Below are 26,257 nucleotides of genomic sequence, written 5' to 3' on the forward strand. Positions count from 1 at the left end.
CCGGTTACCTTATTGGGCTTTCGTGGCAGGGGTTTCGGTATCGGCGGTTGCTTTAACCTGAACGCCTGGACGTGCTTTCTGTAAGCCGCTCACGATAACTTTGTCACCCGGTTGCAGGCCTTCGCTGATGAGCCACTTGTCACCAATAGCTTGTGCGGCAACGACTGCGCGAGACTCAACCTGACTCTTGTCGTTAACGACCATTACGGTGGCATCACCGCGAGGAGTACGCGTTACCCCCTGCTGCGGAACGAGAATGGCATTCGGCTGGACGCCTTCATCAATGCGTGCGCGCACAAACATGCCCGGCAACAGCGTGTGCTGTGGGTTAGGGAATACGGCTCTGAGGGTGATTGAGCCGGTGCTTTCATCAACCGTCACATCAGAAAACTGCAAAGAGCCTTTTAGCGGGTATGACTGACCATTTTCCATCACCAGTTCGACAGTACTGCTGGCGCTGTCTTTATGCAGACTCCCTTGTTCAACGGACTGTTTGAGGCGCATAAAGTCGTTACTGGACTGTGTCACGTCGACGTAAATGGGATCGAGCTGTTGAACGGTAGCAAGCTCTGTAGCCTGGCCATTCGTGACTAATGCACCTTCGGTGACGTTGGATTTACCGATGCGTCCGCTAATTGGCGATGTCACTTTGGTGTAGGCCAGATTGATACGCGCGCTTTCGACCGCCGCTTTTGCTGCGATCACGGAGGCATCGGCCTGACGAGCATCAGCAATTGCCTGATCGTACTCTTGCTGGCTGATGTACTTGGTGCCAACCAACGGCACATAGCGTTTCACCGTTAAATGCGCGATTGCAGCCGCCGCTTCACTCTTCGCCAGTTCACCTTTGGCGCTGTCATAGTCAGCCTGATAAGTCGCGGGATCGATCTGATAAAGTGACTGCCCGGCTTCAATATCGCTTCCCTCAGTGAAATTCCGTTTAAGTACAATTCCACTAACCTGAGGACGGACTTCTGCAATACGAAATGCTGTGGTGCGTCCGGGTAATTCGGTCGTCACGGCTAAAGGGGCCTTTTCGACGACATGGACAGTCACCTGCGGCTCTGCGGGATGTGCTTGTGTTTCTCCCTGATCGTTACAACCGGCGAGTAATGCAGCGGAGATGATGATGAATGAGGGCAGGAGTGAAAACCTGGCATTTTTCGTCATTTCTATTCCTTAAAAAACCGAACGCTCGTTATTAACCGAGTAACAATAGGGGTGATAACGCGCACAAGAAAAAATAATAGTTGGCTATCCTACAAATTATTAGCTTGCGATGTAAGCAATACTTATTTATGGGCGGGGTTCACGGCACATAAAAGCAAAAAAAGATTAATCAGCTACCGTTTCATTGTGATATTTATAGCAACACCATGATGCTGATAAATACATTTTGAAATGATCATCTGAATGGTGAATATATTTGTTTTTGTTATTTGTTTTATCTATTCGTGTGTAATGTCCGCAATTAAATACTTTAGACCTCGTCTAAATAAACGCTAAGTGATACATTTGTTCCAGATCGAAAATATTAGATAAGAAAGTTAATCATTCTCTACTCCAATCCAGATAGTCGGAATCATGGCCAGAAAAACGAAAGCGGATGCCCTCAAAACGCGACAGCACCTGATGGAAACGGCGATTGTACAGTTTGCCGCACGTGGCGTAGGTAATACGACGCTAAACGACATAGCGGATGCCGCCAATGTGACACGGGGTGCACTTTATTGGCATTTCGAAAATAAAACTCAATTGTTTAATGAGTTATGGTTACAACAACCTCCTTTACGCGATCTTATTCAGGACAAGCTAATTGGTCGTTGGGGTGATAACCCTTTACAGCGACTGCGTGAAAAATTTGTGGTGGGATTACAATATATTGCGGAGAACCCTCGTCAGCAGGCATTAATGCAGATTTTATATCATAAATGCGAATTCCATAAAGATATGATATCAGAGCAGGCCATTCGCGATAAAATAGGTCTCAGCCACCAAAGTATTCGCGATTCTCTCCAACGATGCATAGATGAAAATTTGATTGCCACCAGCTTGGATTTAGACGTTATCATCATTATTTTGCATGGTAGCTTTAGCGGAATAATAAAAAACTGGTTAATGAATCCAGAGAGTTATGATCTGTATGGGCAAGCGCCAGCATTAGTTGATAATGTATTAAAAATGTTAAGCCCGGACGGCTGCGTAATGCAATTAATGCAGAGTGAAAACCAGGTTGGGTAGTCTAGCCGCCAGGGCCTGACGGCTGTCGACGGTGCTAGTCGAGGTCGACGCAGTTGACCAGCTTTAGGGGATTCACTGAGTTCATATTCCGGCACTTGTCGTGCTCTGTTGTCATCAGCTCTATCCATTGGATGAGCAGCGCATCAAAAAGAAAAACGAAGACCGCAAAAACAACCAGCCACCAATACTTGCGAATCATTCCTAAACCCTGTGTATTCATGCCCAAGCGTGCAGGGAATATACACGAAATTTTTAAGCTGAAAAGCAGACTTACAATGCCTTTACTTTGTTGAAAGAGCGCCACTCTTTGCCGTCAATCGACTCTTTTTAGACAGGTTTTTTGTCTTACGTTTTTTCACCTTGGCAAGCTCAATTTCTGAAAAATGAGAACCGATACTCAGTCTTCTGAGCCCCATTTTTACGTATTCAGTATTGATCTCAATCCCGACAAACTTGCGACCCAATTCCACGGCGGTAGCTCCGGTGGTGAAGCTGCCGGCAAACGGATCCAGTACCTTGTCATCTGGGTTCGAGGACGCCAGAATTATACGCTCCAGGAGGGCTTTGGGTTTCTGGGTGGGGTGGTTTTCGTATTCGTCCATCAGATAGCGTACGCGTGGGAACTCCCAGACATTGCCCGGCACTTTTTTCTGATTGTAGGGCTGCGGCGGGTTTTTTCTGTAGTCTATTAGCGCGCGTTTAGCGCCAGTTTTGGCTTCAACCAGAATATCGTCACGATTAAATGTGTAGTTTTTCTGATCTTTTACCATCATCAGGATCGGTTCATACATCGAACCAAAGTAATTTTTGGCCTGTACCCCCGAGCTATCATATGACCACACGATACGGCTCTTGATGGTAAAAAGCGGGCGGCATTTGAGGTCGATGTACGGCATGTTCTCCGTACTGTTCATGATGTACATGGTGCCGTGTGGTTTGAGGATGCGATGGCACTCGTCGATGCACTCAAACAACCACGCCAGAAAGGCCTCTTCGTCCCAGGATTCCACCATCCCGTCAAAGTCTTTCCCGATGTTATAAGGAGGGTCAGCAAAAATGAGTTCGACGCTTTCAGACGGCAGTTTTTTCAGTTCAGTTAGCGCGTCACCCAGGATTATCTTTTTAGATTCATCGCCAAAATAGACAGGTTCACATCTCGCGTTCATCGCCAAAGCCTCCCGTGTGACGTCAATAAAAAAGGCGCTTCCCCATGCCGAGTAGCGCCTTTTAAAACAAACATTTAACTGATTAGTATCAGTTCATGCCGTATTTTTTCAGTTTTTTACGCAGCGTACCACGGTTGATGCCCATCATCAGGGCAGCACGGGTCTGGTTACCGCGGGTGTATTGCATCACCATGTCCAACAGGGGCTGTTCTACTTCAGCCAGTACCAGCTCATAGAGATCATTCACATCCTGACCATTCAATTGAGCAAAATAGTTCTTCAGTGCCTGTTTAACCGAGTCACGCAGGGGCTTTTGAGTTACCTGGTCCTGAGAGTTAACGGTAGAAACGGTCAGTACGTCAGAATTTACGCGTTGTTCGAACATAGTTCTGTCAGCTCTTTATTTCTGTTTACGCAAAATTTTCGAAGTATGCCTCCAACGCCGCCAGCTGTTCGCTGGAATCTTCAATGGCGTTGAATGTGCGCCGAAACTGGTCATCCGGAGCGTGTTCCTGGAGATACCAGGATACGTGTTTACGCGCAATTCGGTACCCTTTTGCCTGACCATAAAAGTCGTGCAGTTCCCGAATATGCGCACAAAGCAAGCGCTTCACCTCTGCCAGAGGCAGCGGGGGCAGCAGCTCCCCAGTGTCCAGATAATGCTGGATTTCCCGAAAGATCCAGGGTCTTCCCTGAGCTGCACGTCCTATCATCAGGGCATCCGCCCCCGTATAGTCGAGTACAGCTCTGGCTTTATGCGGGTCAGTAATGTCGCCATTCGCGATAATCGGAATGGAAACTTTCTGCTTAACTGCCCGAATACTGTCGTACTCAGCATCTCCATTGAACAAACAGGCGCGGGTGCGTCCATGAATGGTCAGAGCCTGAATGCCACAGTCTTCAGCCAGTTGGGCAATCTCTACGCAGTTACGGTGTTCCGGAGCCCAGCCGGTGCGAATCTTGAGTGTGACAGGAACGTCCACTGCATTGACGACCTCGGTTAGTATCGATTTCACTAAATCCGGGTACTGCAAGAGGGCTGAACCTGCGAGCTTGCGATTCACTTTTTTAGCCGGACACCCCATATTGATATCAATAATCTGGGCGCCGCTTTCCACGTTAATACGTGCGGCATCGGCCATCTCAACAGGGTCGCTACCGGCAATTTGCACCGTGCGAATTCCTGGCTCATCAACGTGCACCATCCGTAAACGAGACTTGTCACTTTCCCAAACCTGCGGGTTAGAAGACATCATCTCGGATACTGTCAATCCTGCTCCCATCTCATAGCACAGCGTCCTGAATGGTCTGTCAGTGATGCCAGCCATAGGTGCTGCGATCAGGCGATTTCTGAGCTGGTATTGTCCGATGCGCATGAGTTAAGAAATGACCATACTGTGACTGCAAGGCGGCGTATATTACGCATTTTTCGCACGAGATGAAAGGCCAAACTTTGACCAATCCACTGAGGTGGATCAATGAATTGCCGTAAATGTGAACGCATGAAAATATTTAATCATATAAATCATCACATTATAAAAATGTGTCGATTTTATATACACATATAATTTTGCGTAACTTCTCATTTTTTCTTCAGCTGCAGACGGTACTGACAAGATATTCTGCTGAATTAATCAGCAAATTACCTCGTCATTGTGTGATCGCTACCTCATTTTAGTACAGGATCTCGGTATCCCCAGAATAGCTGTCCGTAATCTTGCGTTCATTCAACGGCTGCAGCGGGCGATTGTTTGCTGGCCCAACAATGTAGTGGAATTTATCCATCTGTTCGGCAGAAAGAGCAACAGGCGTTTTCAGGATAGTCCAGGTGACGCCTTCGGTGCAGGGAGGTGTTGTTAACGAACCACGGTAGCGCCAGTAGGTTTTATTGTCGGGTAAAAGCTGGTGGATATCGACCGGCGAGAAGACGGCCATGCTGCTGTCCTCCATGGTTGGAAAGGACTCCCACAAATTTTGAATCGCCTGGTTTGGCTCGCCGATGTCAAACATAACCGCCACGATAGCGATGTCTCCGGATTGATTTTTGTGGACCAGCTGCAGCTCCAGCGGATAGGTTTTACCGTTGAGGGTATGTTCGCTCGGGGCATGAAAATCAAATTGTTTTAAATAATAAAGCGTTTCATCAATTTCAATAGAATTAGATGTGTAGCTACTCATCGTTGCCTGCAACGTATGGTTAATGCTCCGAAATCTGGTTGGGCCATCGACGTACTGCATGTTCAGCGCGGGGAGACCGAGTTTACTGGTTGTGGTGGTCTGGATGTCTATGGGGGATTGGTTTATGCCTGTCTGGCACGTTGCATACGCTTTGCTGATTTCTCCCCACCGTGCGGGGCCGTTTTCTTCGGTATATCCCCATGGTACGGCCAGCGTGGTCAGTGGCATCATGCATGCTGCCAGCAAAGTTGTTGTAAAACAGTTGAAACGCATACGTTTACTCAACGAAAATCAATATAAAAAATAACAAAATCAATTGATTATTATATCGCTGAGGAAAGTGTCGGTATGCTGGTCAATTGTCTGAAAATGGCGTGGTCAGATAACCACGCCGGAAGGGATTATTTTTTCTGGCCGGTAATGCGGCACCACTCTTCTTTCTCGATAACCGGATCGAGCGTAAAGAGATCGGCATAGGCTTCACAGACGCTTTCCGCCTGGCTGGCAAGAATACCAGAAAGCCCCAGCAAACCGCCCTCAACGGGCAGTACGCTGATTAACGGAGCTAGTTCACGTAATGGGCCAGCAAGAATGTTGGCGACCACCACGTCGGCTTTCATCGCCTCTGGCTGGTCTTTCGGCAGATAAAGCTCCAGACGCTCAGAAACACCATTACGCTGGGCGTTATCACGGCTGGCCTGAATCGCTTGCGGATCGATATCCACGCCAATGGCTTTCGCCGCACCCAGCTTCAGTGCCGCAATGGCAAGAATGCCGGAGCCGCAGCCAAAGTCGATAACCGTTTTACCGTTAAGATCAAGACCGTCCAGCCATTGCAGGCACAGAGAGGTAGTGGGGTGCGTGCCTGTACCAAACGCCAGACCCGGGTCCAGCATCACGTTGACAGCATTCTCATCCGGGACATCGCGCCAGCTTGGGCAAATCCACAGACGCTCACCAAAGCGCATCGGGTGGAAGTTATCCATCCATTCGCGTTCCCAGTCTTTGTCTTCGAGCTGTTCGATTTTATGCGCGAAGCCTTCACCCAGCAGCGGATGCTGTTCCAGGATGGCAACCACTTCTTTCATGTCGGTTTCTGCATCGAACAAGCCGATAACGTCGGTATCACCCCACAGGCGAGTCTCGCCCGGCAGAGGTTCAAATACCGGCGTATCATGCGTATCCTGGAAAGTAATGGAAACGGAGCCCGCTTCCATCAGCGCATCGCTCAACTCTTCAGCGTTGGCACCGGTCGTGTTCAGTTTCAGTTGGATCCATGGCATGGCAAAACTCTTTATTTATCAGTAGTCAATATGGCGGCTTGCGGGACGACGGAACCGAAACGGTTGCCTATCAAGAAAGCCAGCAAGCTTATCAGTAACGAGGGCACGATTGGGTGGAAGCCCAGGAACTGAACGTTAAAGGTGGCGAGTAGAGCATAAAGCACGCCGCCGACAATCATCGCGCTCAATGCGCCTGACGCGTTTGCCCGTTCCCAATAGAGGCCTAGCACCAGAGGCCACAGGAAGACGGCTTCCAGCCCGCCAAACGCCAGCAGATTAAGCCAGATAATCATCTCTGGCGGTTTCCAGGCGGCCAGCAACAGTAACGCGCCCAGCAGCAGGGTAATCACTGCCGACATGCGTTTCAGCCGGGTTTCGTTTTCCAGCTGTTCCGGGCGAAGGTTCAGGTACAGATCCTTAATAATCGTAGCGGAGCTTTGCAGCAATTGGGCATTGATCGTCGACATAATCGCAGCCATAGGTGCGGCGAGGAAGATCCCGGCAGCGACCGGCGGCAGGACTTTGACCATCAGCGTAGGGATTACCAGATCCGGTACCGTCAGGTCAGGGATTACCGCCCGTCCCAGGGCGCCCGCCAGATGCATACCAAACATCAGAATCGCCACCACGATGGTGCCGATGATAATGCCGCGGTGTACCGCTTTACTGTCTTTATAAGAGATACAGCGCACCGCCGTATGCGGCAGGCCAATCACGCCAAAGCATACCAGCACCCAGAATGAGGTCATAAACGTGGGTGACAAAATGTCATCAGCGCCCTGCGGCGAGACCAGTTTAGGATCGATAGTCTGCAGGGTTACCACCGCATTGCTGAGGCCACCGGCAGCATGAACAACGCCGACCAGCAAAACGATAGTACCAATCAGCATCACCATGCCCTGCATGGTATCGTTCAGTACGCTGGCGCGAAAGCCGCCGAACGCCGTGTATAACGCGATGCTGACGCCAAAAATCAGCAGACCGGTTTCGTAGGGGATACCCGCTGCGGTTTCCAGCAAACGTGCGCCGCCAATAAACTGTACGGTCATTGCCCCGACAAACGCGACCAACAGGCTGAGGCTCGCCAGCCATACCAGCAGGCGGCTCTGGTAGCGCGCAAATAGCATATCGTTGAGGGTAACCGCATTATAACGGCGTGCCAGAATGGCGAATTTCTTACCAAGAATTCCCAATGAGAGCCATACGGCGGGCAACTGGATCATCGCTAGCAGCACCCATCCCAGTCCGTATTTGTAAGCGGCACCAGGACCGCCAATAAACGAGCTGGCGCTAATGTAGGTTGCCGTTAGCGTCATCGCTAACACGACACCGCCCATGGAACGGCTGCCGAGGAAATATTCATTCAGGAAGGTACCTGTCGATCTCTTGCGCATGGCATAAACTGAGAGACCGAAGACCACCAGAAGATAGGCGACCAGCGGTAAAATAACTTCAAGCTGCATCGTCATCCTCCAACGGAATGTCGCGATAGATAAACTTCACCATCGCCCAGCACAGCACGATAAAAACCAGCGGCGTTAGCAGGCAGGCCATTTCGAACCAGTGCGGTAAGCCGGTAAAACCCAGCGTTGAATCTGGTAAGTAAGCGGCCACTAACCATGTGACCAGATATAAAAGGGTTAGCCACAGCGCCCAGCGCGCCTCTTTATGGGCCTGAACAAAACGAGCGTCCATTTTTTGTCCCTTGTGGATAAAGAAAGCGGGGATTGTACCTTATGGCACGTGCGGGAGGGGAGAAAAACAAAAGGCCGGAATTTCCGGCCTTTTCGGTTAACGCACGCTTACTTTTCCTGAAGTCCGAGTTTTTTCTCCAGGTAGTGGATATTGGTTCCACCGTGCTGGAAGTGCTCGTCATTCATGATACGGATCTGCAGGTCAACGTTGGTTTTGATACCGTCGATGATCAGTTCCTGCAATGCGTTTTTCATACGGGCGATAGCGACGTCGCGGTTTTCGCCATAGCAGATCAGCTTACCGATCATTGAGTCATAGTACGGAGGTACGGTGTAGCCTGCGTAAATATGAGACTCCCAACGCACACCAAAGCCACCCGGCGCGTGGAAACGCGTGATTTTACCCGGGCTTGGCAGGAAGGTGTTCGGGTCTTCGGCGTTGATACGGCATTCTACCGCATGGCCTTTAACCACAACTTCGTCCTGCTTGATGGACAGCGGTTGGCCCGCTGCGATGCGCAGCTGCTCTTTGATCAGATCAACGCCGGTGATCATTTCGGTTACCGGGTGTTCAACCTGAATACGGGTGTTCATCTCAATGAAGTAGAACTCGCCGTTTTCGAACAGGAACTCGAAAGTACCCGCCCCGCGATAGCCGATATCAACACACGCTTTGGCGCAACGCTCGCCGATGTAGCGACGCAGTTCCGGGGTAATGCCTGGCGCTGGTGCTTCTTCGACAACTTTCTGGTGACGACGCTGCATGGAGCAGTCACGTTCTGCCAGATAAATTGCGTTACCCTGACCGTCAGCCAGCACCTGAATTTCAATGTGGCGTGGGTTTTCCAGGTATTTCTCCATGTAGACCATGTCGTTATTGAAAGCGGCTTTTGCTTCCGCTTTGGTCATGGAGATGGATTGTGCCAGTTCGGCATCGCTGCGCACGACGCGCATACCGCGACCGCCGCCGCCGCCGGAGGCTTTGATGATAACCGGGTAGCCGATGCGTTTAGCATGAGCGCGGTTAGCGTCCATGTCATCGCCCAGCGGACCGTCAGAGCCTGGGACTGTCGGTACGCCCGCTTTCTTCATCGCGGTGATTGCGGACACTTTGTCGCCCATCAGGCGGATGGTGTCGGCTTTCGGGCCGATGAAGATAAAGCCAGAACGCTCTACCTGCTCAGCAAAATTGGCGTTCTCAGAGAGGAAGCCATAGCCCGGGTGAATTGCCACCGCGCCGGTGATTTCAGCGGCGCTGATGATAGCCGGGATGTTCAGATAGCTTTTTACGGACGGAGCCGGGCCGATACAGACCGTCTCATCCGCCAGCAATACGTGTTTTAAATCGCGATCCGCACTTGAATGCACAGCGACAGTCTTGATGCCCAGTTCTTTACAGGCACGAAGAATACGCAGGGCAATCTCGCCGCGGTTGGCGATAACAATTTTATCCAACATGTTCGCCTCGTTATTCGATGACGACCAGCGGCTCGTCAAATTCTACCGGTTGACCACTTTCTACCAGGATCGCTTTAACTACGCCGGATTTGTCGGCTTCGATCTGGTTCATCATTTTCATGGCTTCAACGATGCACAGGGTATCGCCCGCATTCACTTTCTGTCCGATTTCGATGAACGCTTTAGCATCCGGGCTCGGGGTGCGGTAGAACGTACCAACCATTGGGGAGCGTACGATGTGACCACTGATTTCCGCTGCTGCCGGAGCTTCCATACTTGGAGAGGCAGTTTGTGCGACAGCGTTAGACAGAGCTGGTTGCTGCATCACTGGTGCAGCATAAGCCTGTTGCATCATCGGAAAACTTGCAGCTGGCGCCGCACGGCTGATGCGTACAGATTCTTCGCCTTCAGAAATTTCCAGTTCGGAGATGCCTGATTCTTCAACCAGCTCGATCAGTTTTTTAATCTTACGAATATCCATGAGTGGGTTCCGTACTCTTTGTTTAGTGAGATTGTGACAGACGTTTTACCGCCGTCTGTATAGCATTTTTATAACAGTGAGTGACAAGATGCCACGCATCTCAGGCGCTGCACTGGGTGCTGCTGCCATTAAGTGAGATTGCCAGACTTGTTAGTCATTGTGCGGCTATCTTCTGCCATTTTCGGGTAAAAGACAAAATATACCTTCAATATGCGATTGTCACCCTTTCAGCGCCTTAAAAACGCTACCGGGGATAGCAAAGTCGCACATTATAACTATTTCGTAGCAATTGGCAGCTAAATACTGGTCTTATCAGGGAAGATAATCAACCGTTAACATGTAAAGAAAATCGGATCGTCCGTGTTTTGCAACGCACTGCACATATCGTGAAACTACCGCCACCACTGGCGAAACTTCTTGTAACGGCACGCTAATAGCACCGCAGCGAGCGCTGCATAAATAATCGGTTGAGGGGAGATAATTTTTACCGACCACAGATAATGTATGGGTGCCAGGATCGCCACAAGATAGACGAAGTTGTGCAAATACTGCCAGTTTTTACCCAGCTTTCGCTGCGCAGCCTGCGTGGATGTTAAGGTGAGGGCGAATAATATGACCCAACTGACAATGCCCAAGGTTAAATAAGGCCGCGTAATTAATTCCCGCCCTAACAACGCCAGATTATTAATGCCCAGTTCCAGTAACGCGTAGCTGGTTAAATGCAGTGTTGCCCAGGCGAAACACCATAGCCCTAACAGGCGACGTGTGCGTATCAATAATGGCTGTTTAGCGTAGCGCGCGAGTGGAGAGACCAGCAAGGTTGCCAGCAAGAATTTCAGAGCTGTCCTACCAGTAAAGTGCTGGATATCTTTGACCGGATCCGCGCTCAGACCGCCGTGATTTATCGCCCAAAATAGCCAGATAAACGGCAAAAAACCGGCAAGATGCAGGCAAAATTTCAGCCCGGTAATGTGCTTTGCGGTCAGTCGCACTTAAAAATTCTCCTGCAAATTGAGTCCGCGATACAGTGACGCAACCTCTTCGGCATAGCCGTTAAACATCAGCGTGGGCTGACGCTGTACGTCCAGAATACCGCCAGCGCCAATAAAACGCTCAGTGGCCTGGGACCAGCGGGGATGATCGACATGCGGATTCACGTTGGCATAAAACCCGTATTCATTGGGCGCGGCCAGATTCCAGGTTGTCGGAGGGTGTTCGCGCGTGAGTTTGATACTCACGATCGACTTAATGCCTTTAAATCCATATTTCCACGGCACAATTAAGCGAATGGGCGCGCCATTTTGTGGCGGAAGGGCCTTACCATAAACCCCCACGGTAAGCAGTGTGAGTGGGTGCATCGCTTCATCCAGGCGTAACCCTTCAACATAGGGATACTTCAGCCCGCCGCCAATAAAGCGATCTTTTTGCCCTGGCATTTCTTCCGGTGCGTACAGCGTTTCGAACGCGACATACTTCGCATTGCTGGTGGGTTCCACTTGCGCCAACAGTTTATGTAACGGGAAACCAATCCACGGCACGACCATTGACCAGGCTTCCACGCAGCGCATGCGGTAAATCCGTTGCTCCAGCGGGAAACGGGTGGTCAAGGTATCGTGATCGAGAGTGAGTGGTTTGGCGACCTCACCACTGATTTTTAATGTCCACGGATCGGTTTTCAGGCTACCCGCGTTGGCTGCCGGATCCGCTTTGTCGAGACCGAATTCATAGAAGTTGTTGTAGCCAGAAACTTTATCCGCTGGGGTTAAAGGAAGCGAATTTTGCCAGGCGGCGGGCTTGCTGAAATCAAGCGGCTTTCCCGCAGGCGCGGGCGGGCGGTCATTACCCTTAAACCAACTCAGAAGGTCAGCCTGCGTAGAGTGGGGTAAAGACAACGCGGCTGCGCTGATCCCTAATGCTTTCAGTACATGGCGACGCTGCATAAAAAAAGCCGACTCGTCAGTGACGTCGGCTTCTGTAAATGGACGTAATTTCTTCATAACAGACTCCCGGCTTACGCGTCATAACTGACAGGGGACGCGTAGTTAATATGGCAGGGAGTCTGTAGATGTGCCGCGAAATTTCGTTAATTAAGTGTAAATTTCTGCGCCAGAGTCTGTTACTTCACCTTCACCAGCGTACGGCCTTGCACCTGGTTATTGATGATGGCATCGGCGAACTTCGGCGCATCCGCCAGCGTAATTTCCGTTGCAGCCTGAGCATAGAACGATTCCGGCAGATCCTTAACCAAACGCGCCCAGGCTTCTGCACGGCGTGCCGGCGGGGTCATCACCGAGTCCACTCCTTGCAAACGAACGTTACGCAGAATGAATGGCATCACGGTGGTTGGCAGAGCGAAACCGCCCGCCAGGCCGCAGGCGGCAACACAGCCGCCGTAGTTCATCTGCGCGAGGACTTTCGCCAGAACTTTGTCGCCAACGGTATCCACCGCGCCAGCCCACAGCTGTTTTTCCAGCGGGCGAGATTCAGCAAATTCATCGCGGCCAAGAATGCGGTTAGCGCCCAGGCTTTTCAGGTAGTCGTGGGTGCTTTCACGACCCGAAACCGCCGCAACCTGATAACCCAGCTTATGCAGTAACGCAACGGCCGTGCTGCCCACGCCTCCGCTGGCGCCAGTGACGACAATCTCACCGTCTTGCGGACGAATTCCTGCATCTTCAAGCGCCATGACGCAAAGCATGGCGGTAAAGCCAGCGGTACCGATGACCATGGCTTTACGTCCATCCAGCCCTTTTGGCAACGCAACCAGCCAGTCGCCTTTCACGCGTGCGCGTTCTGCCAGTCCACCCCAATGATTTTCACCTACGCCCCAACCGGTCAGTAAAACCTCCTGACCCGCATGAAAACGGGGATCTTCGCTTGCTCGCACGGTACCAGCGAAATCGATACCAGGAATCATCGGAAAATTACGAATGATTTTTCCCTTGCCGGTGATAGCCAGGGCGTCTTTATAGTTCAGGCTTGACCAGTGGACATCCACCGTCACATCGCCTTCCGGTAGCTGATTTTCGTCGAGGGGTTGAACGGATGCGAGGGTTTTTCCGTCCTGCTGTTCTAAGATCAAAGCCTGCATAACCTGTCCTCAATTCGTATAGTGGATTGGAAAATTAATAATGAAGACTATACTCGCTAATCAAAACATGATGCCGATTCTGCGCAATAAATTGCCAGATATACCTGATTTGGTAGTATGCCCTCACAGTTTGTATAAATTGGCGGATTTTGTGGTCAGTTTTGCATTTTAGAGTCGATTTATCACTTTCAGGCCTGTTTCATAACTGTCGGAGTTAACACAAGGATGCGATTAACGACGAAATTTTCAGCTTTTGTCACGCTGCTTACCGGGTTAACGATCTTCGTGACTCTGATCGGCTGTTCGCTGAGTTTCTACAACGCTATTCAATATAAGTTCACCACGCGCGTTCATGCAGTCGCGACGGCGATTGATACGCATCTGGTCTCCAGAGATGTCGTTGCGTTAACTCCGCAAATAGATGAACTGATGGTTTCTGTTGATATCGTGCGCATCGAACTGTTGCAGGGCGAAAACGTGGTGTATGACCACTCACGGACCAGCAGCTACCGACCGGCAGGGACAAACAATCTCTACCGCGAGATTACCGTACCGTTGGTCAAGCATCCGGGTATGTCATTGCGTCTGGTTTATCAGGATCCGATGGGTAACTATTTCCATTCGCTACTGACCACCGCACCGCTCACGATAGCCATTGCTTTCATTATTCTGATGCTCTTTTTGTCTGTGCGCTGGCTTCAGCGCCAGCTTTCGGGTCAGGAGCTGCTGGAGATCCGTTCTACGCGTATTCTGAACGGCGAACGTGGACCGAACGTACGGGGAACGGTCTATGAATGGCCTGCGCGTACCAGCAGTGCGCTCGATATGCTGCTGACTGAAATTCAAAATGCCCGCGAGCAACGCAGCCGCCTGGATACGCTGATTCGTTCCTATGTCGCGCAGGATACAAAAACCGGGCTAAGCAACCGCTTGTTCTTTGATAACCAACTGGCCACGCTGCTGGAAGATCAGGAAAAAGTAGGCTCGCATGGCGTCGTGATGATGGTGCGCCTACCGGACTTTACGCTGCTGCGCGATAGCTGGGGAATCACCCTCGCGGAAGAACAAATCTCGACGCTGATCAATTTGTTGTCGACTTTTATGACGCGCTATCCGGGCGCGTTGCTGGCGCGCTACCACCGTAGCGATTTTGCTATCCTGCTGCCGCACCGTACTCTAAAAGAGGCGGAAAGCATCGCCGGGCAATTATTAAAAGCGGTAGATGCACTTCCGGCTAATAAAATGATCGATCGTGCCGATATGGTTCATATTGGCATTTGCGTTTGCCGCAGCGGTCAGTCGCCGGAGCAAGTAATGGATCATGCCGAAGCCGCCACCCGGAATTCGGTATTGCAGGGCGGAAATAGCTGGTCGGTCTATGATGACTCGCTGCCGGAAAAAGGTCGGGGCAATGTACGCTGGCGAACGCTGATCGAACAGATGCTCAGCCGGGGTGGGCCAAGAATTTATCAAAAGCCTGCGGTAACGCGCGAAGGCCGGGTGCACCATCGGGAGTTGATGTGCCGTATTTTTGATGGCAACGAAGAGGTCATTTCGGCGGAATATATGCCGATGGTCCTGCAATTTGGTCTGGCAGAAGAATATGACCGTTTGCAGATAAGCCGTCTGATCCTGCTTTTGGGCTACTGGCCGCAGGAAAATCTGGCGATGCAGACAACGGTTGAATCGCTTATTCGTCCACGTTTTCAGCGCTGGCTGCGTGATACGCTGATGCAGTGCGAAAAATCATTACGCAAACGCATAATTATTGAACTTGCTGAGGCAGATGTCTGTCAACATATCAGCCGGTTACAGCCCGTCATCAGATTGATGAATGCGCTGGGCGTGCGTATTGCCGTTACGCAGGCGGGGTTAACGCTGGTGAGCACCAGTTGGATCAAAGAGCTTAACGTTGAGTTATTGAAGCTTCATCCAAGTCTGGTGAGGAACATTGATAAGCGAACGGAAAATCAGCTTCTGGTTCAAAGCCTGGTGGAGGCCTGTTCGGGAACACCCACGCAGGTTTACGCCACGGGCGTACGTTCGCGTAGTGAGTGGCATACGCTGACAGAACGCGGAGTTGCAGGTGGGCAAGGGGATTTTTTTGCCGCATCACAACCACTTGACACTAACGTGAAAAAATATTCGCAAAGATACTCGGTTTAACCTGCCGTTTAATTTGTTTTCACGTAGAATAACGCGCGCTGTGCCTTCTGGGGGTGTGCTTGCCTGCTCGCCAGGTTGTAACAGCAAACATGCAGGTGAATGACCTTTGACAGGTTGCAAACAAAAGCGAGGAGTGCTGCTGATTTATTCAGCCCTGATGGACTCAGGCCGGTTTTGTAACAAAGGAAACGAACTGCACTAATTTTCACCGTAGCAGATGATTTTTGCGCCTTGTCGCTGCTGCGTGTGGTTGGTAAAGTAAGCGGATTTTGTTTTCCGCCCCAGCTTTCAGGATTATCCCTTAGTATGTTGAAAAAATTTCGTGGCATGTTTTCCAATGACCTGTCCATTGACCTGGGTACCGCGAATACCCTTATTTATGTAAAAGGACAAGGCATCGTATTGAATGAGCCTTCTGTTGTGGCCATTCGTCAGGATCGTGCCGGTTCGCCGAAAAGCGTGGCTGCAGTAGGTCATGATGCGAAGCAGATGCTGGGTCGTACGCCGGGCAATATCGCTGCAATTCGCCCAATGAAAGACGGCGTTATCGCTGACTTCTTCGTGACTGAAAAAATGCTCCAGCACTTTATCAAGCAAGTGCACAGCAATAGCTTCATGCGCCCAAGCCCGCGCGTACTGGTGTGTGTACCGGTTGGAGCAACTCAGGTTGAACGCCGTGCGATCCGTGAATCCGCTCAGGGCGCAGGTGCTCGTGAAGTGTTCCTGATCGAAGAGCCGATGGCGGCCGCGATCGGTGCGGGTCTGCCAGTCTCTGAAGCAACCGGTTCAATGGTTGTTGATATCGGTGGTGGTACCACTGAAGTTGCCGTTATCTCCCTGAACGGCGTGGTTTACTCCTCTTCTGTCCGTATTGGCGGCGACCGCTTCGATGAAGCCATCATTAATTATGTTCGTCGTAACTACGGTTCACTGATCGGTGAAGCGACCGCAGAACGTATTAAACACGAGATCGGTTCCGCTTATCCGGGTGACGAAGTGCGCGAAATCGAAGTTCGCGGTCGTAACCTGGCTGAAGGCGTTCCGCGCGGCTTTACCCTGAACTCTAACGAGATTCTGGAAGCTCTGCAGGAACCACTGACCGGTATCGTAAGCGCAGTAATGGTTGCACTGGAACAGTGCCCGCCGGAACTGGCGTCTGACATCTCCGAACGCGGTATGGTGCTGACCGGTGGCGGTGCGCTGCTGCGTAACCTTGACCGTCTGTTAATGGAAGAAACCGGTATTCCAGTTGTTGTTGCTGAAGATCCGCTGACCTGCGTGGCGCGCGGCGGCGGTAAGGCGCTGGAAATGATCGACATGCACGGCGGCGACCTGTTCAGCGAAGAGTAATCGGATGCAGGTTGGGTAGCCCCCGCGGGTTGCCCTTCCGCTCTGATACGAGAATACGCATAGACTATGAAGCCAATTTTTAGCCGTGGCCCGTCGCTACAGATTCGCCTTATTCTGGCGGTGCTGGTGGCGCTCGGCGTTATTATTGCCGACAGCCGCCTGGGTACGTTTAGTCAAATCCGAACGTACATGGATACCGCCGTCAGTCCTTTCTACTTTATCTCAAATGGTCCTCGTGAATTACTCGACGGCGTGTCGCAAACGCTGGCTTCGCGTGACCAACTCGAACTTGAAAACCGGGCGTTGCGTCAGGAACTGCTGCTGAAAAATAGCGAACTACTGATGCTGGGGCAATACAAACAGGAGAACGCGCGTTTGCGTGAGCTGCTGGGATCGCCATTGCGTCAGGACGAACAAAAGATGGTGACGCAGGTCATCTCAACGGTTAATGACCCTTACAGCGATCAGGTCGTGATCGACAAAGGGAGCGTTAACGGCGTCTACGAAGGCCAGCCGGTTATTAGCGACAAAGGCGTAGTAGGTCAGGTCGTGGCGGTGGCTAAATTGACCAGCCGCGTGCTGCTGATTTGCGATGCGACGCATGCGCTGCCCATTCAGGTACTGCGTAACGATATCCGCGTGATCGCTGCGGGTAACGGCTGCACCGACGATCTTCAACTCGAACACCTGCCAGCCAACACCGATATTCGCGTTGGCGATGTGCTGGTCACCTCGGGTCTGGGTGGACGTTTCCCTGAAGGTTATCCGGTTGCTGTTGTTTCTTCCGTTAAGCTGGACACTCAGCGCGCATATACCGTGATTCAGGCTCGCCCGACTGCGGGTCTGCAGCGTCTGCGCTATCTGCTGCTGTTGTGGGGTGCCGATCGTAATGGCGCAAACCCGATGACGCCGGAAGAAGTACACCGCGTTGCGAATGAACGTCTGATGCAAATGATGCCGCAAGTTCTGCCTGCACCAGATACCATGGGGCCACCTGCGCCAATGCCAGCACCTGCAACAGGCGTGGCTCCAGCGCCCGCAGATACCACGCCGCCACAACCTGCTCCGCGTAAGCCGGGAGGACAGTAAGTGGCAAGCTATCGTAGCCAGGGACGTTGGGTGATTTGGCTCTCGTTCCTTATTGCACTGTTGCTGCAAGTCATGCCCTGGCCGGATGACATTCTGGTTTTCCGGCCAAACTGGGTGCTGCTCATCTTGTTGTATTGGATCCTGGCGCTGCCGCATCGCGTAAATGTGGGCACGGGATTTGTGGTGGGTGCCATACTGGATCTCATCAGCGGCTCCACGCTTGGCGTGCGAGCATTGTCGATGAGTATCATTGCTTATCTGGTCGCGTTGAAATTCCAGCTATTCCGAAACCTCGCGCTCTGGCAACAGGCGCTGGTGGTCATGTTGTTATCACTGGTCGTGGATATTATTGTTTTCTGGGCCGAGTTTTTAGTGATCAACGTCTCTTTCAGACCTGAAGTGTTCTGGAGTAGTGTAGTGAATGGTGTGCTTTGGCCATGGCTATTCTTACTGATGCGTAAAGTCCGTCAGCAGTTTGCGGTGCAATAAGGTTGATATGAATACTCTGTATCTTGCTTCAGGTTCTCCACGTCGTCAGGAGTTGCTCGCTCAGCTTGGTATTACGTTTGAACGACTGGTCCCTGGGATTGAAGAACAGCGGCACCCGCAGGAAAGCGCGCAGCAGTACGTTTCCCGTCTGGCGCGCGAAAAAGCGCAGGCTGGCGTAGCGCTGGCCCAGCGCGATTTGCCGGTATTGGGTGCGGATACCATCGTTATCCTTAATGGCGAAGTGCTGGAAAAACCTCACGACGCCGACCATGCCGCAGCAATGCTGCGCAAACTGTCGGGCAAAACGCATCAAGTTATGACGGCCGTGGCACTGGCCGATCGCCAGCACAGTCTGGACTGCCTGGTAGTGACGGAAGTGACATTCAGAGCACTAACCGATGAGGACATCGCGGGCTATGTTGCCAGCGGTGAACCAATGGATAAAGCAGGTGCATACGGTATTCAAGGGTTAGGTGGCTGTTTTGTCAGGAAGATAAATGGCAGCTATCACGCCGTAGTCGGCTTACCGCTGGTAGAAACGTATGAGTTGCTGACCAATTTTAACGCACTGCGTGAGAAAAGGGATAAACATGACGGCTGAATTGTTGGTAAACGTAACGCCATCGGAAACTCGGGTGGCTTACATCGATGGTGGTATTCTGCAGGAAATTCATATTGAACGTGAGGCGCGACGCGGAATCGTAGGCAATATCTACAAAGGTCGTGTAAGTCGTGTACTTCCGGGTATGCAGGCGGCTTTTGTAGATATTGGACTGGATAAAGCCGCATTTCTTCACGCTTCTGACATCATGCCGCACACCGAATGCGTGGCGGGTGAAGAACAAAAACAGTTCACCGTACGCGACATTTCTGAACTGGTGCGCCAGGGTCAGGATCTGATGGTACAGGTGGTAAAAGATCCGTTGGGAACTAAAGGCGCACGCCTGACGACGGACATCACGCTGCCTTCCCGTTATCTCGTCTTTATGCCGGGGGCTTCGCACGTTGGCGTATCCCAACGTATCGAAAGCGAAACCGAACGCGAACGCCTGAAAAAAGTGGTGGCGGATTACTGCGATGAGCAGGGTGGCTTCATCATTCGCACGGCGGCGGAAGGCGTATGCGAAGAGGATCTGGCCTCGGATGCTGCCTACCTGAAGCGCGTCTGGACGAAAGTCATGGAGCGTAAAAAGCGCCCGCAAACGCGCTACCAGATGTATGGTGAATTGGCACTGGCACAGCGCGTGTTGCGTGACTTTGCCGATGCGCAGCTTGACCGCATCCGCGTCGACTCCCGTCTGACCTATGAGGCGTTACTGGAATTTACGGCGGAATATATCCCCGAGATGACCAGCAAGCTGGAACATTACAGCGGGCGACAGCCTATTTTTGATCTCTTTGACGTTGAGAATGAAATCCAGCGCGCGCTGGAACGCAAAGTTGAGCTGAAGTCCGGCGGTTATTTGATCATCGATCAAACCGAAGCGATGACCACCGTGGATATCAACACTGGCGCGTTTGTTGGGCATCGTAATCTCGACGACACTATCTTTAATACTAATATTGAAGCAACGCAGGCCATTGCTCGTCAGCTGCGTCTGCGTAACCTCGGCGGTATTATCATTATCGATTTTATCGACATGAATAATGAAGATCACCGTCGCCGGGTGCTGCACTCCCTGGAGCAGGCTCTGAGCAAGGATCGCGTAAAAACCAGCATTAACGGTTTTTCACAGCTGGGCCTGGTGGAGATGACGCGCAAACGCACACGTGAAAGCGTGGAACATGTACTGTGCAACGAGTGTCCGACCTGCCATGGGCGTGGTACGGTGAAAACGGTGGAAACCGTATGCTATGAAATCATGCGCGAAATCGTGCGCGTACACCATGCATATGACTCCGATCGTTTCCTGGTTTATGCCTCTCCGGCAGTGGCTGAAACCCTGAAAGGTGAAGAGTCACATGCGCTGGCGGAAGTTGAGATCTTTGTCGGCAAACAGGTCAAAGTACAAATCGAACCGCTGTATAACCAGGAGCAGTTCGACGTCGTCATGATGTAAATCGTGTAGTGGCACCCGCGCATGTAGGCCGGATAAGGCGCAAGCGCCGTTATCCGGCAATATTCACTCAAGGGGTGTGAGTCATATTTTTTGGTAGACAAGGAGAGGCGCGTGAGGCGATTGCCGGGGATTTTACTGCTCACTGGAGCCGCATTCGTTGTCATCGCAGCGCTGCTGGTCAGTGGACTGCGCCTTGCGTTACCTCATCTTGATAGCTGGCGTCCGGCCATTCTTGGCAAGATTGAATCCGCCACTGGTCTACCTGTTTCCGCCAGCCAGCTTTCTGCCAGCTGGCAAAATTTCGGTCCTACGCTTGAAGCGCGTAATATCCATGCGCAGCTGAAAGATGGGGGAGAATTTTCGGTAAAACGCGTCACGCTGGCGCTGGATGTCTGGCAAAGTTTGCTGCACATGCGCTGGCAGTTTCGCGATCTCACCTTCTGGCAACTGCAGTTGCGCACCAATACTCCTATCCAGCGCAGCGAAGGCGGAGATGGGATTGAAACCGGCCATCTCAGCGATCTCTTCCTGCGTCAGTTTGATCATTTCGATCTACGCGACAGCCATATCAGCTTTATAACCCTCTCAGGTCAACGTGCTGAACTGGCGATCCCACAGCTTACCTGGTTGAATGGTAAAAATCGGCATCGCGCCGAGGGTCAGGTCAGTCTCTCCAGCCTGACCGGACAGCACGGCATTATGCAGGTGCGTATGGATCTGCGTGATGACGAAGGGCTGTTGAATAACGGTCGAGTCTGGCTGCAGGCAGACGACATCGACGTCAAACCGTGGCTGGGCAAATGGATGCAGGATAATGTCGCGCTACAAACCGCGCGTTTTAGCCTGGAAGCATGGATGACGATCAACAAAGGCGTCGTTTCTGGTGGTGATGTCTGGCTGAAAAAAGGCGGGGCAAGTTGGCTGGGTGAAAATCGTACGCACACGCTCTCCGTCGATAATCTGACGGCGCACATCAGCCGTGAAGAGCCGGGCTGGCAATTCTCTATTCCCGATACGCGTATCACCATGGATGATAAGCCCTGGCCGAGCGGGGCATTAACACTGGCCTGGATCCCCGAGCAGGAAGTCGGTGGCGAGAATAACAAACGCAGTGATGAGCTACGCATTCGCGCCAGTAATCTGGAACTGGCCGGGTTAGAAGGACTGCGTCCGATGGCGTCCCGGTTATCACCTGCGCTGGGTGATATCTGGCGGGCCACGCAACCCAGCGGCAAAATAGATGTGCTTGCGCTGGATATCCCGTTACAGGCGACAGAAAAAACCCGCTTCCTGTCCTCGTGGACCGATTTGGCCTGGAAACAGTGGAAGCTGCTGCCGGGGGCAGAACATTTCTCCGGTACGCTTGCGGGCAGCGTTGAAAATGGGGCGCTTACCGCCTCCATGAAACAAGCCAAAATGCCGTATGAAACCGTCTTCCGCGCGCCGCTGGAAATAGAGAACGGCGTGGCGACGCTAAGCTGGCTGAAGAATGATAAAGGCTTCCAGTTAGACGGGCGCAACATTGATGTTAAAGCGAAAGCGGTACATGCGCGCGGTGGTTTTCGCTATCTGCAACCGGCTGATGATGAGCCATGGTTGGGCATTCTGGCCGGTATCAGCACCGACGATGGCTCCCAGGCCTGGCGCTATTTCCCGGAAAACCTGATGGGTAAGGATCTGGTTGACTACCTCAGCGGCGCTATTCAGGGCGGCGAAGCGGATAACGCCACGCTGGTGTATGGCGGTAACCCGAATCTGTTCCCGTATCTGCACAATGAAGGGCAGTTTCAGGTCCTGGTGCCGCTACGCAATGCGAAATTTGCTTTCCAGCCCGACTGGCCTGCGCTAACCGATCTTAATATCGAACTAAACTTCATTAACGATGGCCTGTGGATGAAGACGGATAGCGTCAATCTAGGCGGCGTGAAGGCCAGTAACCTGACGGCTAATATTCCCGACTATGCAAAAGAAAAGCTGCTGATTGATGCCGATATCAACGGGCCAGGCAAGGCGGTTGGACCTTATTTTGATGAGACTCCGTTGAAGGATTCTCTCGGCGCCACGCTGGAACAGTTGCAAATTGACGGTGATGTGAATGCTCGCTTACATCTTGATATTCCGCTAGACGGCTCGCTGGTTACCGCCAAAGGCGACGTCAACCTGCGTAATAACAGTCTGTTTATTAAACCACTCGACAGCACGCTGAAGAATTTGAATGGTAAATTCAGCTTTATCAACGGCGATCTGAAGAGCGAGCCGATGACGGCGAACTGGTTTAATCAGCCGCTGAACGTCGACTTCTCCACCACCGAAGGTGCGAAAGCCTATCAGGTAGCCGTGAACCTGCAAGGCGACTGGCAGCCAACCCGCATGGGGATTTTACCGGCGCAGGTCAACGATGCCTTAAGCGGCAGCATGGCGTGGAATGGCAAGGTGGGTATCGATCTTCCGTATCATGCCGGGCCGACTTACGACATTGAGCTAAAGGGGGACCTGAAGAATGTAAGTAGTCACTTACCGGCTCCGCTGAATAAGGCGGTCGGTGAGGCGTTGCCGGTGAATGTTAAGGCCAACGGTAATCTGCGCAGCTTTGAACTGACCGGCAATGCTGGCAGTAAGAACCACTTTAACAGCCGCTGGTTGCTGAATCAGAAACTGACGCTTGACCGCGCTATCTGGACGTCGGAAAGCCGTACTGTGCCCGCGTTACCCGATCAGCAAGGCATTGAGCTTAATCTTCCCCCTATGGATGGCGCGCAATGGCTGGCGTTGTTCCAAAAAGGCGCAGCGGATAACGTTGGCACTAATGCCAACTTCCCACAACGCATCACCGTGCGTACGCCATCATTATCCCTGGGCGGTCAGCAGTGGAATAATTTGAGTATTGTGTCTGAGCCTGCGAGCAATGGCTCCATCGTGCAGGCGCAGGGTCGTGAAATTAATGCCACGCTGGCGATGCGCAATAATGCGCCATGGCTGGCCAATATTAAGTATCTTTATTACAACCCCAGCGCGGCGAAAGCGTCACCGGGCAACACATCAGCCTCGCCGTTTTCCGCCGTGGACAACTTCAGCTTCCGCGGCTGGCCTGACCTTCAGTTACGCTGTGCCGAGTGCTGGATGTGGGGACAGAAATATGGGCGCATTGATGCCGATGTAGCAATTAAAGGCGACACGCTAACGTTGAGCAACGGTCTGTTGGATACGGGCTTTGCCAGACTGACCACCGATGGCGTGTGGGTGAATGCGCCGGGCAAAGAGCGAACGTCACTGAAGGGTAAACTGAGCGGTAATAAAATTGACTCTGCGGCCAGTTTCTTTGGCGTATCGACCCCGATTCGTAATTCTTCGTTCAACGTGGAGTATGACCTGCACTGGCGTAACCCGCCGTGGGATCCGGACGAAGCATCGCTGAATGGGATTTTGCGTACCCGGTTGGGCAAAGGTGAGCTTACCGAACTCAGTACCGGGCATGCGGGGCAACTGTTGCGACTGCTGAGCTTTGATGCGTTGCTACGTAAACTGCGTTTTGATTTTAGCGATACCTTCAGTGAAGGTTTCTATTTCGACTCGATTCGCAGCACGGCGTGGATTAAAGATGGTGTGATGCATACCGACGACACGCTGGTGGATGGTCTGGAGGCAGACATTGCGATGAAAGGCTCAGTGAACCTGGTCCGTCGGGAGCTGGATATGGAAGCCATCGTCGCGCCTGAAATTTCTGCCACCGTAGGGGTTGCCGCTGCGTTTGCTGTCAACCCGATTGTCGGTGCGGCGGTATTTGCTGCCAGTAAGGTTCTGGGACCATTATGGAGCAAAGTTTCGATTCTGCGCTATCGCATCACCGGTCCGGTCGATAAACCGCAGATTAACGAAGTTCTGCGTCAGCCGCGCAAAGAAAGCCAGCAATGATTTGACGGGGGCAAGTAATTGCCCCAATCTCAGTACATAGTATTGCCGGATGGAGCAGCGCTTATCCGGCCTACAGTAGCCTAACAACGTAGGCCGGATAAGGCGTTTTTGCCGCCATCCGGCAGAATTAAATGAGTAACCAAAACGATGAGTCTGAACCTGGTAAGTGAACAATTGCTAGCGGCGAATGGCCTGAAACATCAGGATCTGTTTGCCATTCTGGGCCAACTGGCCGAACGCCGTCTTGACTACGGCGATCTCTATTTTCAGTCGAGCTATCACGAATCCTGGGTTTTAGAAGACCGCATCATTAAAGACGGCTCTTACAATATCGATCAGGGTGTTGGCGTGCGCGCCATCAGCGGCGAAAAAACAGGGTTTGCCTATGCAGACCAGATCAGCCTGCTGGCGCTGGAGCAAAGTGCTCATGCTGCCCGTACTATCGTGCGTGACAGCGGTGACGGCAAAGTAAAAACGCTGGGAGCGGTTGAGCATCAGGCGCTTTACACTTCGGTTGATCCGTTACAGAGCATGAGCCGCGAAGAGAAACTGGATATTCTGCGTCGCGTTGATAGCGTGGCCCGTGCCGCCGACAAACGCGTCCAGGAAGTAACCGCCAGCCTGACCGGTGTTTATGAACTGATTCTGGTAGCAGCGACCGACGGTACGTTGGCCGCTGACTTTCGTCCGCTGGTACGCCTGTCCGTAAGCGTACAGGTCGAAGAGGACGGTAAGCGCGAGCGCGGTGCCAGCGGTGGTGGCGGTCGTTTTGGCTATGACTATTTCCTTGGCGACCTTGATGGTGAAGTCCGTGCTGACGCTTGGGCGAAAGAAGCCGTACGCATGGCGTTAGTTAATTTGTCCGCGGTAGCAGCGCCTGCTGGTACGCTGCCGGTAGTACTCGGCGCTGGCTGGCCTGGCGTTCTGCTGCATGAAGCGGTCGGTCATGGTCTGGAAGGTGACTTTAACCGCCGTGGTACCTCGGTATTCAGCGGTCACATGGGTGAGCTGGTGGCGTCGGAACTGTGTACCGTTGTGGATGATGGCACAATGGCGGACCGTCGTGGCTCTGTGGCTATTGATGATGAAGGCACACCGGGTCAGTACAACGTGCTGATCGAAAACGGTATTCTGAAAGGCTACATGCAGGACAAACTGAACGCGCGCCTGATGGGCGTCGCGCCAACGGGTAACGGTCGCCGTGAATCTTACGCGCACCTGCCGATGCCACGTATGACCAACACCTACATGCTGCCGGGGAAATCCACGCCGCAGGAAATCATCGAATCCGTTGAATACGGTATTTATGCACCTAACTTCGGCGGCGGCCAGGTGGATATCACCTCCGGGAAATTTGTGTTCTCGACGTCTGAAGCGTATCTGATTGAAAACGGTAAAGTAACCAAACCGGTGAAAGGCGCGACGCTGATTGGGTCTGGTATCGAAGCGATGCAGCAGATTTCGATGGTAGGTAACGACCTGAAGCTGGATAACGGGGTTGGTGTGTGCGGTAAAGAAGGGCAGAGCCTGCCGGTGGGCGTGGGCCAGCCGACGCTGAAGGTGGATAACCTGACGGTAGGTGGTACTGCATAACATCAT

The 26,257-nt window shown here is 52.1% G+C and carries 24 protein-coding genes; 9 read left to right on the forward strand and 15 right to left on the reverse strand.

All coding sequences use genetic code 11. From position 1 onward, the window contains the following. Positions 1–9 precede the first annotated feature (9 nt). On the reverse strand, positions 10–1,170 hold the full coding sequence (locus SK35_RS02370; RefSeq protein WP_032945162.1) for an efflux RND transporter periplasmic adaptor subunit: 1,161 nt from the start codon (positions 1,168–1,170) through the stop codon (positions 10–12). A gap of 414 nt (positions 1,171–1,584) precedes the next feature. Here SK35_RS02370 and envR point away from each other — a divergent pair, with 414 nt between their 5' ends. Beyond that, the gene (envR, locus tag SK35_RS02375; protein ID WP_047026429.1) at positions 1,585–2,241 is read left to right on the forward strand and encodes an acrEF/envCD operon transcriptional regulator; all 657 of its coding nucleotides are present in this window, start codon (positions 1,585–1,587) and stop codon (positions 2,239–2,241) included. A gap of 34 nt (positions 2,242–2,275) precedes the next feature. Here the strand turns inward: envR and SK35_RS02380 are convergent, their stop codons facing one another. From SK35_RS02380 to acuI, 13 genes are all read right to left on the reverse strand, one after another. Next, on the reverse strand, positions 2,276–2,440 hold the full coding sequence (locus SK35_RS02380; protein ID WP_048215436.1) for a DUF2556 family protein: 165 nt from the start codon (positions 2,438–2,440) through the stop codon (positions 2,276–2,278). A gap of 82 nt (positions 2,441–2,522) precedes the next feature. Continuing rightward, a complete protein-coding gene (yhdJ, locus tag SK35_RS02385) occupies positions 2,523–3,407 on the reverse strand; it encodes an adenine-specific DNA-methyltransferase (RefSeq protein ID WP_048215437.1) in 885 nt (294 codons plus the stop codon). Positions 3,408–3,495: 88 nt separating this feature from the next. Continuing rightward, positions 3,496–3,792, reverse strand: a complete 297-nt coding sequence (gene fis, locus SK35_RS02390; protein WP_000462905.1) for a DNA-binding transcriptional regulator Fis — start codon at positions 3,790–3,792, stop codon at positions 3,496–3,498. Between the two features lie 25 nt (positions 3,793–3,817). Beyond that, positions 3,818–4,783, reverse strand: coding sequence for a tRNA dihydrouridine synthase DusB (dusB, locus tag SK35_RS02395; RefSeq protein WP_008785970.1), 966 nt, complete (start codon positions 4,781–4,783; stop codon positions 3,818–3,820). Between the two features lie 298 nt (positions 4,784–5,081). After that, positions 5,082–5,816 carry a carbonic anhydrase gene (locus SK35_RS02400; RefSeq protein ID WP_231912264.1) on the reverse strand — a complete coding sequence of 245 codons (735 nt, stop codon included), beginning with the start codon at positions 5,814–5,816 and terminating at the stop codon, positions 5,082–5,084. A 170-nt stretch (positions 5,817–5,986) separates the two neighbouring features. Further along, positions 5,987–6,868 (reverse strand): 50S ribosomal protein L11 methyltransferase, encoded by an 882-nt coding sequence (gene prmA / locus SK35_RS02405; protein ID WP_003025221.1) that lies wholly within the window; start codon positions 6,866–6,868, stop codon positions 5,987–5,989. Between the two features lie 11 nt (positions 6,869–6,879). After that, positions 6,880–8,331 carry a sodium/pantothenate symporter gene (gene panF / locus SK35_RS02410; protein ID WP_048215439.1) on the reverse strand — a complete coding sequence of 484 codons (1,452 nt, stop codon included), beginning with the start codon at positions 8,329–8,331 and terminating at the stop codon, positions 6,880–6,882. Continuing rightward, positions 8,321–8,563 (reverse strand): YhdT family protein, encoded by a 243-nt coding sequence (locus SK35_RS02415; protein WP_003828839.1) that lies wholly within the window; start codon positions 8,561–8,563, stop codon positions 8,321–8,323. Before SK35_RS02415 ends, panF begins: the two co-directional genes overlap by 11 nt. 107 nt (positions 8,564–8,670) lie before the next feature. Further along, positions 8,671–10,020: an acetyl-CoA carboxylase biotin carboxylase subunit gene (gene accC / locus SK35_RS02420; RefSeq protein WP_003828838.1), complete on the reverse strand. Its 1,350-nt coding sequence runs from the start codon at positions 10,018–10,020 to the stop codon at positions 8,671–8,673. 10 nt (positions 10,021–10,030) lie between these two features. Next, positions 10,031–10,501, reverse strand: coding sequence for an acetyl-CoA carboxylase biotin carboxyl carrier protein (gene accB, locus SK35_RS02425; protein WP_003025210.1), 471 nt, complete (start codon positions 10,499–10,501; stop codon positions 10,031–10,033). Positions 10,502–10,893: 392 nt separating this feature from the next. Further along, a complete protein-coding gene (gene msrQ / locus SK35_RS02430) occupies positions 10,894–11,493 on the reverse strand; it encodes a protein-methionine-sulfoxide reductase heme-binding subunit MsrQ (protein WP_048215440.1) in 600 nt (199 codons plus the stop codon). Beyond that, a complete protein-coding gene (gene msrP, locus SK35_RS02435; protein ID WP_048215441.1) occupies positions 11,494–12,498 on the reverse strand; it encodes a protein-methionine-sulfoxide reductase catalytic subunit MsrP in 1,005 nt (334 codons plus the stop codon). A 119-nt stretch (positions 12,499–12,617) separates the two neighbouring features. Further along, positions 12,618–13,592 (reverse strand): acrylyl-CoA reductase (NADPH), encoded by a 975-nt coding sequence (acuI, locus tag SK35_RS02440; protein ID WP_003828832.1) that lies wholly within the window; start codon positions 13,590–13,592, stop codon positions 12,618–12,620. A 225-nt stretch (positions 13,593–13,817) separates the two neighbouring features. On the opposite strand from acuI, the gene csrD reads away from it, so the two are divergent. Then, positions 13,818–15,758 (forward strand): RNase E specificity factor CsrD, encoded by a 1,941-nt coding sequence (gene csrD / locus SK35_RS02445; protein WP_048215442.1) that lies wholly within the window; start codon positions 13,818–13,820, stop codon positions 15,756–15,758. Between the two features lie 8 nt (positions 15,759–15,766). Here csrD and SK35_RS02450 read toward each other — a convergent pair whose 3' ends face one another. Further along, a complete protein-coding gene (locus SK35_RS02450) occupies positions 15,767–16,087 on the reverse strand; it encodes a hypothetical protein (RefSeq protein ID WP_153752135.1) in 321 nt (106 codons plus the stop codon). On the opposite strand from SK35_RS02450, the gene mreB reads away from it, so the two are divergent. The 7 genes from mreB to tldD all read left to right on the forward strand — a co-directional run bounded on the left by mreB (position 16,065) and on the right by tldD (position 26,251). Then, the gene (gene mreB, locus SK35_RS02455) at positions 16,065–17,108 is read left to right on the forward strand and encodes a rod shape-determining protein MreB (protein WP_000913396.1); all 1,044 of its coding nucleotides are present in this window, start codon (positions 16,065–16,067) and stop codon (positions 17,106–17,108) included. The genes SK35_RS02450 and mreB overlap by 23 nt on opposite strands. Before the next feature lie 66 nt (positions 17,109–17,174). Then, entirely contained in the window at positions 17,175–18,197 is a 1,023-nt protein-coding gene (gene mreC, locus SK35_RS02460; protein ID WP_003828827.1) for a rod shape-determining protein MreC, read from the forward strand. Then, entirely contained in the window at positions 18,198–18,686 is a 489-nt protein-coding gene (gene mreD, locus SK35_RS02465; RefSeq protein ID WP_003025196.1) for a rod shape-determining protein MreD, read from the forward strand. 7 nt (positions 18,687–18,693) lie between these two features. Further along, positions 18,694–19,287, forward strand: coding sequence for a Maf family protein (locus tag SK35_RS02470; protein WP_048215443.1), 594 nt, complete (start codon positions 18,694–18,696; stop codon positions 19,285–19,287). Further along, the gene (rng, locus tag SK35_RS02475) at positions 19,277–20,746 is read left to right on the forward strand and encodes a ribonuclease G (RefSeq protein ID WP_003025190.1); all 1,470 of its coding nucleotides are present in this window, start codon (positions 19,277–19,279) and stop codon (positions 20,744–20,746) included. The genes SK35_RS02470 and rng overlap by 11 nt, the downstream gene beginning before the upstream one ends. Before the next feature lie 111 nt (positions 20,747–20,857). Next, positions 20,858–24,658 (forward strand): AsmA2 domain-containing protein YhdP, encoded by a 3,801-nt coding sequence (gene yhdP, locus SK35_RS02480; RefSeq protein WP_048215444.1) that lies wholly within the window; start codon positions 20,858–20,860, stop codon positions 24,656–24,658. A gap of 147 nt (positions 24,659–24,805) precedes the next feature. Next, positions 24,806–26,251 carry a metalloprotease TldD gene (gene tldD / locus SK35_RS02485; RefSeq protein WP_048215445.1) on the forward strand — a complete coding sequence of 482 codons (1,446 nt, stop codon included), beginning with the start codon at positions 24,806–24,808 and terminating at the stop codon, positions 26,249–26,251. Positions 26,252–26,257: the final 6 nt, after the last annotated feature.

Origin of the sequence: Citrobacter sp. MGH105, from assembly GCF_001037485.2 — a bacterium.
Taxonomy (GTDB): domain Bacteria; phylum Pseudomonadota; class Gammaproteobacteria; order Enterobacterales; family Enterobacteriaceae; genus Citrobacter; species Citrobacter portucalensis.